The sequence below is a fragment of the Pelistega sp. MC2 genome, from assembly GCF_900099475.1.
GTDB lineage: Bacteria > Pseudomonadota > Gammaproteobacteria > Burkholderiales > Burkholderiaceae_B > Taylorella > Taylorella indica.
Genome location: NZ_LT628274.1, coordinates 79108 through 93544 on the forward strand (window position 1 = coordinate 79108; position 14437 = coordinate 93544).

Genomic DNA, 14437 nt, shown 5'->3' on the forward strand with positions numbered 1-14437 from the left:
ACATGAAGCGACCTTATATTTGTGCATTATCGGTTCTAGTGCTAACAGCTTGTGCAACTTCTACAACACCTCCAAGACAGCCAGAGAATATTTGTGAAATCTTTGCAGAAAAGCCATCTTGGAAAGAAGCGATAGAAAAAACTCGCGAAAAATGGGGGACACCCCCTCAGGTGATTATGTCCATCATCTATCAAGAATCTAGTTTTAAACATGATGCACAACCGCCTAAAGATTATTTATTGGGAATCATTCCTTGGGGAAGGGTAAGCTCTGCATATGGTTATCCTCAAGCTAAAGATGAAGTATGGGATGACTATAAAAAACAAAATAATATTTGGAGTGCCAGTCGTTCTGATTTTGCGGATGCGGTTGATTTTATTGGTTGGTACACGGATAAAGCACAAAAAATTAATGGTACCTCTAAATGGGATGCTTATGGTCAATACTTAAATTATCATGAAGGCTGGGGTGGTTATTCTCGACAAACATATCGGAATAAAAACTGGCTGATGAATGTTGCTAATAAGGTCAAAACACGTGCAGAGCAGTATGGTGCTCAATATGCACAATGCCGTTACTAAGTTGTATACATTAAATTTATAGTAACTAATAACGGGTAAGTGGGAAATAGAGACCAAAAGTCTTTATAAAAACTGTAAAAAAGCGACATTAATAAAAAATGGCTAAACTTGTTGTTTTGCACTAAATTGGTGCTTTTTTAGATAAATCTGTATTTTATATAGTTGTTACTATTAGTGTTTTTTTCTTTAAAAACACTAATATAGTACAAAAGATAGCAACTATATAAGGAAAACCCTGTATTTTCTTTGAGCCGAAAATTTGTTATACCTTTAATTAGTTTAATAATAAATTATTACATAATTTGTTTGGACTATTTCTGTCGCAGTAGAATTTTCATTAAGGAGTTTTTATGAAATTGACTAAAAAATTATCACTGGCAGCTGGTGCTTTTGCAATGATCGCTGCATTTGCTACACCAGGTACAGTAGCAGCCCAACAAAAATTTGTTAGTATTGGTACTGGTGGTGTAACAGGCGTTTATTATGCGGCTGGTGGTGCGATTTGTCGTATCGTTAACAAAGATAGAGCAGCACATGGGCTACGTTGCTCAGTAGAATCAACTGGTGCTTCAGTATTCAACGTAAATACAATTAAAGCAGGAGAGTTAGACTTAGGTTTTGCACAGTCTGACGTTGCTTACAACGCGTACAATGGAGAAGGTAATTTTAAAGACGCTGGCCCATTCAAAGAGTTACGTTCAGTATTCTCTTTACATGCAGAGCCTTTAACAGTATTGACTCGTAAAGAAGCTAATATTAAAAGTTTTGCAGACCTCAAAGGTAAACGCTTTAACGTAGGTAATCCAGGCTCTGGTTCTCGAGCTTCACTTGAGCAATACTTACAAGAAAGTGGTTTAGACTTATCTTACTTTTCTTTAGCATCAGAATTACGTTCTGATGAGCATGGTACGGCTTTATGTGACGGTAAAATTGATGGTTTTATCTTTGGTGTTGGACATCCATCAGCTAACATTCAAGACCCTACTACAACTTGCGGTGCTAAGTTAATGCCATTAACAGGTGACGTAGTAGACAAACTTATCGCTAAGTATCCATACTATGCTAAAGCTGTTATTCCTGGTGGTTTATATCAAAACAACCCAGATGATACACCAACATATGGTGTGTTAGCAGCTGTTGTTGCTTCTACAAAAACACCAGATGACGTGGTTTATCAAATCGTCAAATCTGTATTTGAAAACTTTGAAGATTTCAAAAAACTACATCCAGCTTTAGCGCATTTGACGAAAGAAGGTATGATCAAAAATGGTTTATCTGCACCATTGCATCCAGGCGCGGAGAAATACTACAAAGAAGTTGGTTTGCTTAAATAGTCGACTTTAAATGTTCAATCTTTATACCATATTGGTATAACTCAACTATGGTTGGAGTATAACGTGCATTTTCCTTTTTTAAGATGATTTCTTGAGTAATAAAGGGACTTGCACGTTAAAGCATATTTCTAAAAATTTTGTGGGTAATCATCTTACCCATTTGTTGTTTTATAAAAGCAATAAATTATATTGCGTAAAAAAGGAATTTACTCTATGGATGCAGATGCAAAAAAAATTGCAGAGTTAGAGAAACTGGTTGCCGATGTTGATCGTGGTGGACGTAAAGCGACGGGGCTTGTGAGTGTGATATTGGCAGCAGGCGCCTTGCTTTGGTCTTTTTTTCAACTATGGTTTGCCTCACCACTTCCATTTAGTTTTAATCTTGGTATTTTTAATGATACTGAGGCTCGCTCTATTCATTTAGGATTGGCCATGTTCCTTGGCTATTTAGCCTATCCTATGTTCAAAAAAGATGCTAATAAAATGCCTATTTATGATTGGGTATTTGCTATCTTGGCTGGTTTTTGCGGAGCCTATTTATATTTGTTTTATCAACAACTATCATCAAGACCTGGTATCCCAACAACGTTAGATGTGGTGACAGGTGTGATTGGTATTGTATTATTGCTTGAAATTACGCGTCGCTCATTAGGGTTACCGATGACAATATTAGGCATTGTCTTCTTAGCGTATTCATTCTTAGGACCTTATCTACCAGAAGTGATTTCACACCGAGGCGCTTCTTTAGAGCGTTTGGTATCGCATATGTGGCTAACGACAGAAGGTACTTTTGGGGTGGCTTTAGGCGTTTCGGTATCTTATATTTTTATTTTTGTATTATTAGGTTCTTTGCTCGATCGTTGTGGTGCAGGGAACTATATGATGCAAGTATCTTTTGCCATGTTAGGTCACCTACGTGGAGGCCCAGCTAAAGTTGCTGTTGTTTCTTCTGCCGTGAATGGCCTTGTGTCTGCTTCTTCAGTAGCCAATGTAGTTACAGGAGGGATATTTACTATTCCACTGATGAAAAAATCTGGGTATGGAGGAATTAGAGCAGGTGCGATTGAAACAGCCTCATCTGTTAATGGTCAGATTATGCCTCCTGTTATGGGTGCCGCTGCATTCTTAATGATTGAGTATGTGGGTGTTCCATATACAGAGATTATTCGAAATGCTATTTTGCCTGCGTCAATTTCGTACATATCGCTGTTTTATATTGTGCACTTAGAGGCATTAAAATTAGGTATTACGCCTATGATGTCAGCAGGCGCACCTAAAACACCAATGCAAAAATTAGCTGGTTGGGGGATGGGTATTTCTGGTACTTTCCTCGTCATGGCAGCATTCTACTATATTGGTACAGGTGTTCAAGCATTTGCAGGTTCAGCCGCTATTTGGATTTTATTAGCACTGCTACTAGTGGTGTATGTTTATTTATTAGCCTTATCTGCAAAACATCCAGATTTACCGACAGATATCAATATTACGAATCCTGTAAAACCAGAAATTTGGCCTACTGTACGCTCTGGCTTATATTTCTTAATTCCAATTGGCATTTTGGTATGGTGTTTAAGTGTTGAAATGCTATCGGCTGGTCTATCGGCATTTTATTCTGTGCTTGCTTTATTATTCTTGATGATTACGCAGCGTCCAATTATTGCTTTCTTTAGAAAACAAGATACTGTGCCAGAGATGAAGCGTGGCTTTAGTGAAGCTATTCAAGGGTTAGAAGAGGGTGCTCGCAATATGATTGGTATTGCGATTGCATGTGGTACAGCAGGTCTGATTGTTGGGGCGATTACTTTAACTGGCTTAGGCTTACGGATGACTGCTTTTGTTGAGTTGGTGTCAATGGGTAATGTCTTAGTTATGCTATTCTTTACGGCGGCTGTATGCCTAATTCTAGGCTTAGGTATGCCAACGACGGCTAACTATATTCTAATGGCTACGTTAATGGCACCTGTGGTTGTAGAGTTAGGCGCACAGAGTGGCTTAATTATTCCCCTGATCGCGGTGCACTTTTTCGTCTTTTACTTTGGGATTATGGCGGATATTACCCCTCCAGTAGGCTTGGCAACCTTTGCCGCAGCCGCTATTTCTGGTGAAGATCCTATTAAGACGGGTATTCAAGGGGTAACCTATGCATTAAGAACGGCGGTATTACCATTTATTTTTGTATTCAACCCATTATTACTATTAATTGGCGTGGATACATGGTGGCATTTATTAGCGGTGGTTATTGGTGCAACCATTGCCTCTCTTATATTCGCTGCATCAACGTTGCGTTGGTTCCGTGATAAATGTACTTGGCTAGAGGCATTGATTCTGTTAATTGCGTCTTTTATGCTTTTCCGTCCTGATTGGTATATGAATCGAATTGCCCCTGAATATGTTGCTCGTCCTGTTACAGAGGTGTATAGCGTAGCTGCCAATATTCCTGAAGATGGTCGTTTTGTTGCCGAAATTAAAGGAATGAATTTTGAAGGTAAAGAGCTGACAAAACTAGTAGCAGTGAACTTGCCTGCGTTAGAGTCGACAGAAGGAAAGGATGCTAAACAAATTGGTCGTGAGCGTTTACAACGAGCTGGATTAAGTTTTATGAGCTTAGGTGATACGCTACAAGTGGCTAATGTGAAATTTGGTAGTCCTGCTGCACGCTCTAGTTGGGAGCAAGGTTGGGATGTAGCTGATGTTATGGTTCCAAACCCTGATAGACCAACAGAAATACTAATGTTTATTCCTGGCTTACTGATTATTGCGGCTATTTGGATTCTCCAAGGTCGTCGTATGCGTAAAAGAGGGGAAATTACTTAGTAAAGTTCTCTGTAGAAAATAAGACAAAAAGTTTTAGTAGACTCAAAGAAAAACGCATTCAATATTTAATTGAATGCGTTTTTTTATGTTTATTAATGACTACCTTCAAACATAGAAGAGGGCAATCATTAATAATTAGATCATTTATTTAAATAACTTATTGACTAGGGGTATCAATGCTAAATATAGTACCTGTGCTACTATACATTCCCAATTAGCATAGAATCCAATCAATGGAATACTTGGTACGTTCGCAAGTAAATGTTCAGGTAGGATATTAGTTAATTGCAAAGAGTGGATACTGACACCAAGGATTTTGAAACCCAGTGCATAAATTAGCCATGTCATTACTTTAAATAAATGATGCATAGGCAAGCGTTTACTTGAGGTAATCATCAAAATAGCAATAACGAGTAATGCTATGAGTGCTATGCCGATACCTAACAATAAATCTTGTAGCTCAATGCGAGGTAGCATCCCTGCATAGAATAAAATTGTTTCTGCTCCTTCACGAAATACGGAAAGAAAGCTTAGTGCTAGCATTGAGAAAAGACTACCAGTAGCTAACGCTGTATTTACGTGCTTATCAACAAATTTTCTCCACCCTGTAATAGATGCTTTGCTATGTAACCATGCACCTACAAAAAGCATAATGATAACGGCGATAATACCAATACTTCCTTCGAGAATTTCACGATTTGTGCCAGCAGCAATGGTTGGGAATAGTTGTTGGAGCGCAATTGCCCCCAGAAGGCTAGCAAACACGCCAAGAATAGCCCCTGCATACACCCAACGCTTGGCAGTAATCTGTTTGGCTGCATTTAGTGTAGTGACAAGTGCCATAACAATTAATAATGCCTCAACACCTTCACGCAAAAGGACTAAGGTTGCGTCAATAGGACCATAAGCAGCATTAACATTGATTTGTTTGAGCTCTGTAATTAATTGGGTAAATTTTTGTAGATTGGCAGGCTCATCTGCCTTGACCAAAATAACAGGAAGTAGGCTTTCTACTTTGCTATAAAGGCTACCATTACGTGTGCGTACCTCTCCTTCAAAAATAGGCCATTGTTGAATAAATGTACGTATTTTTGCTTGACCTTCTTCAATGCGTTTATTTGCGAAGTCATCATAACTTTTAGATAGTAGACCTATACCTGAGGCTAAATCTGTAGGTGCATTTGTATCTACTTTAATGGTGGCTGTATTACCTGCCTTGAAGTCATCTAGTGTATTTTTCAATTGAGCAGATTGCTTTTCCATTTCTAAATAATTGGGTGGATCAGCTAACATGGCAATACGCATCAAAGTCATTGCTGTTTCAATTTGTCCATAATGCCCAATGCTGGTATCTCGAACAGCTTTCTCATTTAATGTCCATGTGGTATTGAAACGTTTATAGTCTTCTATAACAGCATCTAGATTTTTTTCGAGAATATGTTTATTGAGTTGTTCATAGACAGGGATAACTCGTTTGCTGAATTGCTGTCGTTTCGCCTCATAATCTACAGGATTTTGCTCTTTTTCAAATGTATATAAAGCTTTTGATAAGCTTTCTAGAGAAAGAAGGTCTTGTTGTTTAAGTGCTTGTTCAATGGTGTCGCTTACTGTTTTTCCTGCTATTGAATCATGGTTTTGGAGAGCTACAAAATCTTTTTTGATATTTTGTAGAATAGGGAGTATTTGTTGGTTTTCTCCTTTTTTTACATGACTCATTGCATCAGAGATTTGTACAAATAAGGGGCTAGTATTTACTTTAGCAAGGACATTTATTTGTAGTCCTATCGTTAAGGAGAGGACAAACAAGAATCGCCATAAAAACTTAGATAGCATCAAATAAACTCCTACCTAGATAATCCTGTTCATCAACTATACCTGGGAAGCAGGCAAAAAGTCCACTTCCAATATGGGTAACGTACTCATTCATTTTGTCTGTATTACCTAGAGAATTTTGAATAGTAATAAATGTTTTAGGATCATTTTGAAAGGAAATAAATAAGAGACCAGCATCAAATTGAGCATGGTCATCAATACCACTAGCATATGAATAGGATCGTCTCAGTATATTGAGTCCCGTTTGATGAGCAAGTTTGACATGAGAGGTATTGGGAAAAATAGGTTTACCTTTTTCATCCATTTTTTTCAAATCAAGCGTATCAAATTCATCTTTATGCCCAAAAGCGATACCACTGTCACGATATCTACCAAAAGTATTATTTTGTTCGGCAGCGTTTGTTCTATCCCAAGTTTCCAAGAACATTTTGATGCGTCTAACAACAAGATAAGATCCATTTTTTAACCAATTATCTTGTTGAACCCAAACAACCTCATCTAACTTTTGACCAGAAAAATTGGCTGTACCGTCTTTAAAGGCAAAAAGATTACGTGGTGTTTGCAAGTCATCATAAGATGTAAATCCTGATTGGCTCCACTTCATGGTTATCGTTGAACGAGCAACACGGACTAAGTTACGCACGGCATTAAAGGCTACTTGTGGATCATCAGCGCAGGCTTGTATACAAATATCACCTCCAATGTATTCTGGTTTTAATTGATCTCTAGGAAAGTGAGGTAAGTCAGTTAACTCAGCTGGTTTGAGGTGATTTATATTTAGCTTAGTAAAAAAACTTGGGCTTACTCCAAACGTTAAGGTGAGTTTATGGGCACTTAAACTATCGGCTTCCCCTGTATCCGCAGGGGGGATAAAATGATTTTTACTATATTCTTTAACATTTTTTCCTTGAGTCAAGTTTTTGCTATAACTTGTCCAAACCTTGAACATTTGCTTGATGTCTTCTAGTTTGTCTGTATGCAGATCTAGGACAATAAAATAGATATGCTTTTGTCCTGGTGTGGTAATGCCAGCCTGATGTGTACCAACGAAAGGGATGATAGGCGTAGTATTATGATCGCAGGGCGTCTTTGCTTCAACGGAATTAATAGAGGAACCAAGCATTAGACCAGCACTCGACATTCCTAGTTGTTTAACAAAGTGACGGCGATTTAAGTTTTTCATGACTAACCTTTATAATTCTTTGGGTAAAAAGTAAAAAGCTAGGGTCACTTGTATAAAAAGAGAAACCTAGCTTATATAACGTATAATTAGAGATTATTCTTATTCAAGAATAACGCCCATTTGTGCGAGTGGCTCCCCAAGCTTATTGACAGCCTCAGCTAGAGTTTTAATTTCATCTTTACTTAATTGGTTGTAAGGTTTGTAATCAAAACCTTCTTTGGCATTGTTATGAGAAGCTAAAAGTTTATTTACTGCTTCAAATCGTTGTGCAATTTCAGCTGATAATTGTTTATCTTTCTCTTCTAACCTAGGTTTGAATAGTTCATAAATTTTCTCCGCACCTTCAATATTAGCCTTAAAGTCATAAAGGTCTGTTTTGGAGAAAATTTCTTCTTCACCAGTTACTTTTGAGGTAGAAACTTCATTTAATAAATCAACTGCACCAGAAATCATTAATTCAGGTGTGACTTCTGCTGTAGGTATTTTAGCGCGTAATTCTTTAATATCTTTAAGTAATTGAACACCTAACTCTTTTGTTCCTTGTGTAGAGTTCGTTTCCCATAATATTTTTTCAATTTTATGGAAGCCAGTCCAATCTTTCTCACCTTTGCCTTCACCCTCTAAATCGGCGAGACGAGCATCAATGCGAGGATCTAAATCACCAAAACTTTCGGCAAGAGGTTCTGAACGTTCATAAGCCATACGTGAAATGGGATAGAGTTTTTTTGCATTTGCAACATCACCGTTATCAAGATATTGCACAAACTTTTCTGTGTCAGTCACTAATTGATCTATTTGATGAATAATAAATTCACGATAACTACTTGTTTCTTTAGATAAATCAGGTGCTGCTATTGTAGATAAGCTAAACCCACTAGCTGCAATAGTTAACGCAAGTGCAGAAAGACGCATCATAAATAATTCTCCTTAACAAAAAAGAAAAATGATTACTAAGTAATATTGTTTAAATCAATATATATTTCTTAGAATGCATGGCGTAAGCCAATAGCGACAAGGGTAGACTTAATTTTCTCTTTACCCGTAAAAGCAGTGCCATCATAATTTTTTATGGTTGTTTTGCCATAAGAAGCAACACCATAGAGACTGGTGCGTTTTGATAGTTCATGAGTATAGCCAAGACTAAAAATATGACCACTTGCTTTAATTGGAGAGTCAATCTGTGTATTTTTAGCGGAAATGCCTTGATAAGAGAAAAGTAGGGTACCATTATCAGAGACAGGAGCACTTAAGCCAGCAAGCCAAGAATTTTGACGATAACCTTTACGATTCCATGCGGTAGGAATGGTTTCACCATTAATTTCTTCGGAAGCTGTTAAAGAAAGAATCTCTCCGAACATACCGTTACGCTGTTGTCCAAAAGCACCATAAAGTTTGACAACATTAAAGTCATAACTGCCACCGATGGCCCATGACTTACTTTTTATGCCGCCAACTTCTTTGGCTGTATCATAAACAGCACCTAGGAATAGGGCATCACGGGAATATTTCAGACCAAGACTAAGTTGTTTATTACCTTCTCTAGTAGTGGCACCGTTTACCGTTTTTTTGATGCGATCATAGGAAAAAGCAGCACCAAATTGGAAGCCATTGCTTTCAGCACTTAGGTATTTAACAGACTTTTCCAAGGAAGAGCTGAGAGAATCACCAAAGACAGAGCCAGCTCCCGCTTGTCCAAAATCAGTACCAAAAGGATCAGCATTAGGCATAAACTCATCGGCAATATTTTTTTGATAACCTAATGTTAATTGTCCCCACGCTTCATTCGCAAAGCCTACAAAAGCATTTCGATTAAAAACGCGTCCAGCTTCGTCAAATGCACCATTGGAGGCATTGAAATGGCCTTCTAAAGCAAAAATAGCATGTAAGCCATTGCCAATTTCTTCTGAACCACGTAACCCCCAATAGCTACCACCAGCTAAACCATTATCAACGCCTACAGAGCGTTCTTTGTAGCTAGCTAATTGGTTCCCTGTTGCTCCATAGCTTGTCGTTTTGATTTGGTTAAAACTAACAGCAGTATCTACGATGCCATATAAATTAACGGATGTTTCCGCGTTGGCCATCTGGGCATAAGAGGCGAGAATAGTACTTGCTAAAAGAAGCTTTTTCATGGCAAAAACCTTTGTCAATGTAATTATGTATTGTGTTAGATATTACATCTAAATGAAAATTATTACCATTAAAAATTACATAATAAAGGCGACTTTTTAAGAAAAAAGCTGAAATCGTTGTTATTGAAAGACACCTGGGCGAATTAGACCGACCGCAATTCCTTCAATTTCAAATGAGGAAGTGTGATCGACGACGATAGGTGAAAAGTCACTATTTTCAGGTAGTAATTCAATATTGGAACCTGTTTTATGGAATCGTTTGACGGTGACATCATCATCAATCCGTGCCACGACAATTTGTCCATTACGTACCTGAGATGTTTTTTTGACAGCGAGTAAATCACCATCAAAAATACCAATATCTTTCATACTTTCCCCTTTGACTTTTAGTAAGTAGTCGGGGGTGGCAGAGAAAAGAGCAGGGTCTAATTGTAGCGTAGACTCGTGATGTTCTATAGCATTGATTGGTGAGCCAGCTGCAACACGACCTATAATGGGTAAAAGTAAACGATTATCCTTGAGTAGTGAGGCAGCCTCATCAATCCCTGTTTTAATCGAATCCACAACTTTTGTGCTGATTTTATCAAGTGTCGATGTAGCAGAGGTATTGGCAGCTAAAAAATCAGGATTAAGACGAATACCACGAGAGGCTCCCGGACTTAAGAAAATTGCCCCTTTTTTGCTAAGTGCTTTGATATGATCCTCGGCAGCATTGGGAGATTTAAATCCTAGTGTTTTGGCAATTTCAGCACGTGTAGGAGGAAAACCAGTTTTTTCAACAGTGGATTGAATTAAGTGTAAAATTTCTTCTTGACGTGGCGTTAATTTAATCGTCATAATCATTCCTGTATGAATATACAGTTTATTTTAGCGATTATTAAGAAAAAAGCAAGTAGGTAAAGTGATTTTTTTATTGAAAATAAATGTTATCTGAATGATATTTCAGTTATATAGTGATAAAACTAAAATTAAAGAAGTAATTATCAAAAAAACGGGTAGATATTAGCTTACATCTACCCGATTTCTCACAAAACAGACTTGATATTTTTAGTTTTGTAAAACAGCAGCAATAGCTTTGGCTACGGCATCAATATTACGAGAATTAAGTGCGGCTACGCAAATACGACCACTATTGACAGCATAAATACCATGCTCATTACGTAATTTTTCTACTTGCTCTTTAGTAAGACCAGAGTATGAGAACATACCACGTTGAGATAAAACAAAATCAAAGTTTTGCTTCACGCCATATTCTTTTAGCTTAGCCACTAATTGAGCACGCATAGTACGGATACGCTCACGCATTTGAGCTAATTCTTTTTCCCATAATGCGAATAATTCATCATTATTAAGAACCATGCTGACAATCGTACCGCCATGTGTAGGAGGGTTTGAGTAGTTGGTACGGATAGTACGTTTTACTTGGCTTAATACACGATCTGCTTCATCTTTAGATTCGCATACAATAGTTAATGCGCCAACACGTTCACCGTATAAAGAGAATGATTTTGAAAAAGATGAACTAACAAACATAGGCATATTTAGTTCAGCAAATAATTTCACCACTTGAGCATCTTCTTGTAGACCAGCTCCAAAACCTTGGTAAGCAATATCAAGGAATGGCACTAAATGACGCTCTTTAACAATAGCTGTAATCTCTTTCCATTGCTCAATGGTTGGATCAACGCCTGTTGGGTTATGGCAACAGGCATGAAGAACGACAATGCTTTTTTCTGGTAAGGTTTTGAAAAAATCACGCATAGCATCAAAGTCTAAACCATGAGTTTCCGCATTGTAATAAGGATAGTTTTCAACTTTAAAGCCAGCACGCTCAAATAGAGCGCGATGATTTTCCCAGCTTGGATTACTGATGTAAACAGTAGCATTACCGTTGACTTGTTTTAAGAAGTCGGCTCCGATTTTTAGGGCACCAGTTCCACCTAGCGCTTGGAAAGTTAAGGCACGCCCTTCTTTGGTAATGTCACTATCTTTTCCTAATAATAGCGCTTGAGCCCCTTTATCATAAGTACCAATCCCTTCGATGGGTAAATAACCACGAGGTGCTGATTGCTTAGCACGTTCTGTTTCAGCAAGACGCACAGCTTCTAGAACAGGTAAACGACCTTCATCATCATAATAAACACCTACGCCAAGATTAACTTTGGTCGCTCTTGTATCGGCATTGTATTGTTCATTTAAGCCAAGAATTGGGTCACGAGGAGCTAACTCAACATTTGCAAATAGAGAAGACATAATAATCCAAGATAGAAAAAAGAGTAAAAAAAATGATTACTTGTTAAAATGGTTAGTTCTTAGAAAAATTCTAAAGATTTTCGCATTAACAGGATAATAAAATAATAGCATGAGTGCAGGTCAATTCGTTGAATTTCCCAATAGTCCCTTTCAACTTTATCAACCTTATCCTCCCTCTGGGGATCAGCCAACAGCCATTGATAGTTTAGTTGATGGTGTAAAAGATGGGTTGATGTTTCAGACATTATTGGGAGTGACGGGGTCAGGTAAAACGTTTACCATGGCAAATACGATTGCTAGATTAGGTCGTCCGGCTTTAATCTTAGCTCCTAATAAAACGCTAGCTGCACAACTCTATGCGGAAATGCGCGAGTTTTTTCCTAAAAATGCTGTTGAGTATTTCGTCTCTTACTATGATTATTATCAACCAGAAGCGTATGTACCTAGCCGAGATTTGTTTATTGAGAAAGATTCAAACATTAACGAACACATTGAACAGATGCGTTTATCGGCAACAAAAAGCCTTATGGAACGAAGGGATACGATTATTGTAGGAACGGTCTCTACCATTTATGGTATTGGTAATCCTAGTGATTATCATGCAATGATTTTAATTCTACGTGAAGGGGCGACAATTAGTCGGCAAGAGTTATTGGCTAGACTGGTTTCCATGCAATATGAGCGAAATGATGTAGAGTTTACGCGTGGACATTTCCGTGTGAGAGGAGATACGATAGATGTGTTCCCGGCTGAAAGCCCAGAATTAGCGGTTAGGATTAGCCTCTTTGATGATGAGTTGGAGTCTATAGAATTATTTGATCCACTGACAGGCAAGGTAAGACAAAAGGTTATTCGTTTTACTATTTATCCTAGTTCACATTATGTTACGCCAAGAGATACGATACTGAGGGCTATTGAGACAATTAAAGCTGAATTAAAAGAACGCATACAGTTTTTTTTAGATAACCATCAATTAGTAGAAGCACAGCGTATTGAACAGCGAACTAGATTTGATTTGGAAATGCTACAAGAATTGGGGTTCTGCAAGGGGATTGAAAATTACTCAAGGCACTTATCCGGAGCTGCACCAGGAGAAGCTCCACCAACATTAATTGATTATTTGCCAAAAGATGCGATTATGTTTTTTGATGAAAGTCATGTCATGATGGGGCAACTTCGAGCGATGTATAGGGGAGATAGATCGCGTAAAGAGACGCTTGTACAGTTTGGATTTAGATTGCCTAGTGCTCTTGATAATCGGCCACTTAAAATGGAAGAGTTTGAGGCAAGAATGCGGCAATCAATTTTTGTTTCAGCCACACCGGCTGAATACGAAAAAGAACATTCCGATAATATTGCAGAGCAAGTAGTCCGCCCTACGGGCTTATTAGACCCAATCGTGGAAATAAGGCCTGCATTGACACAGGTAGATGATTTATTAGGTGAAGCCAAATTACGTATTGCTAAGGGGGAGCGTGTATTAGTGACTACACTCACCAAAAGAATGGCTGAGGATTTGACTGATTATTTAGCAGAAAATCAGTTAAAGGTTCGTTATTTACATTCTGATATTGATACCGTAGAGCGGGTAGAAATTATTCGCGATTTACGACTAGGCGTTTTTGATGTGTTAGTAGGGATTAACTTGCTACGTGAAGGTTTGGATATTCCAGAGGTTTCTTTAGTGGCTATTTTAGATGCAGATAAAGAAGGCTTCTTACGTTCTGAACGTAGTCTTATCCAAACCATTGGACGTGCCGCTCGTAATTTAAATGGTAAAGCTATTTTATATGCAGACAATATTACCGACTCTATGAAAAAAGCAATAGACGAGACAGAGCGACGTCGTCAAAAACAATTACTCTTTAACCAAGAGCATGGTATTACACCTAAAGGGGTGGTAAAAGCCGTTAAAGAATTAATTGACGGTGTTTTAACGAGCTCTCCAGAGGCGGAAGATATACCAACAGAAATTGTTGAAGCAGATGTTTCAGATGAAAAAGTAACGGCAAAATTATTGAAAAAATTGGAAAAACAAATGCTAGACCATGCGAAAAACTTAGAGTTTGAACAAGCGGCACAAATCAGAAATCGTATCCAAAAACTTAAAGAAAAAATGCTTTTTTCTTAATCTCTACTATTTTGAATAAGGCGTAATTTTTTGACTGTTTTGGGTTTCTAAACTCGAAATTTGTATGGCAAATTTGGATATAAATTTTATTGTTAATAATCTGAATAATTTGACTAAAGTGAATAAAGCCTTGCTTTTACTCAAAGCTTTATTTTTAGAGGGATAAAAGAGACGTT

Annotated in this window: 10 protein-coding genes; 4 read left to right on the plus strand and 6 right to left on the minus strand. The window is 37.8% G+C overall.

Translation table 11 applies throughout. The features are described from left to right. Positions 1–2: 2 nt before the first annotated feature. The 3 genes from BQ4443_RS02155 (at position 3) to BQ4443_RS02165 (ending at position 4729) form a co-directional block, all read left to right on the plus strand. The gene (locus tag BQ4443_RS02155) at positions 3–581 is read left to right on the plus strand and encodes a transglycosylase SLT domain-containing protein (RefSeq protein ID WP_143000528.1); all 579 of its coding nucleotides are present in this window, start codon (positions 3–5) and stop codon (positions 579–581) included. Positions 582–931: 350 nt separating this feature from the next. Then, positions 932–1915 carry a TAXI family TRAP transporter solute-binding subunit gene (locus BQ4443_RS02160; RefSeq protein WP_023948674.1) on the plus strand — a complete coding sequence of 328 codons (984 nt, stop codon included), beginning with the start codon at positions 932–934 and terminating at the stop codon, positions 1913–1915. 213 nt (positions 1916–2128) lie between these two features. Then, positions 2129–4729, plus strand: a complete 2601-nt coding sequence (locus BQ4443_RS02165; protein WP_071057918.1) for a TRAP transporter permease — start codon at positions 2129–2131, stop codon at positions 4727–4729. 144 nt (positions 4730–4873) lie between these two features. Here the strand turns inward: BQ4443_RS02165 and BQ4443_RS02170 are convergent, their stop codons facing one another. The 6 genes from BQ4443_RS02170 to BQ4443_RS02195 form a co-directional block, all read right to left on the minus strand. Beyond that, positions 4874–6562 (minus strand): FTR1 family iron permease, encoded by a 1689-nt coding sequence (locus BQ4443_RS02170; protein WP_071057919.1) that lies wholly within the window; start codon positions 6560–6562, stop codon positions 4874–4876. Beyond that, positions 6552–7745: an iron uptake transporter deferrochelatase/peroxidase subunit gene (efeB, locus tag BQ4443_RS02175; protein WP_023948676.1), complete on the minus strand. Its 1194-nt coding sequence runs from the start codon at positions 7743–7745 to the stop codon at positions 6552–6554. The genes BQ4443_RS02170 and efeB overlap by 11 nt, the downstream gene beginning before the upstream one ends. Positions 7746–7844: 99 nt before the next feature. After that, a complete protein-coding gene (gene efeO, locus BQ4443_RS02180; protein ID WP_218118012.1) occupies positions 7845–8660 on the minus strand; it encodes an iron uptake system protein EfeO in 816 nt (271 codons plus the stop codon). A gap of 68 nt (positions 8661–8728) precedes the next feature. Next, the gene (locus tag BQ4443_RS02185; RefSeq protein ID WP_071057920.1) at positions 8729–9877 is read right to left on the minus strand and encodes a porin; all 1149 of its coding nucleotides are present in this window, start codon (positions 9875–9877) and stop codon (positions 8729–8731) included. Between the two features lie 120 nt (positions 9878–9997). Next, positions 9998–10714: a transcriptional repressor LexA gene (gene lexA / locus BQ4443_RS02190; protein WP_023948682.1), complete on the minus strand. Its 717-nt coding sequence runs from the start codon at positions 10712–10714 to the stop codon at positions 9998–10000. A gap of 210 nt (positions 10715–10924) precedes the next feature. Beyond that, positions 10925–12130, minus strand: coding sequence for an amino acid aminotransferase (locus BQ4443_RS02195; protein ID WP_071057921.1), 1206 nt, complete (start codon positions 12128–12130; stop codon positions 10925–10927). A gap of 109 nt (positions 12131–12239) precedes the next feature. On the opposite strand from BQ4443_RS02195, the gene uvrB reads away from it, so the two are divergent. After that, entirely contained in the window at positions 12240–14261 is a 2022-nt protein-coding gene (uvrB, locus tag BQ4443_RS02200; RefSeq protein WP_071057922.1) for an excinuclease ABC subunit UvrB, read from the plus strand. Positions 14262–14437: the final 176 nt, after the last annotated feature.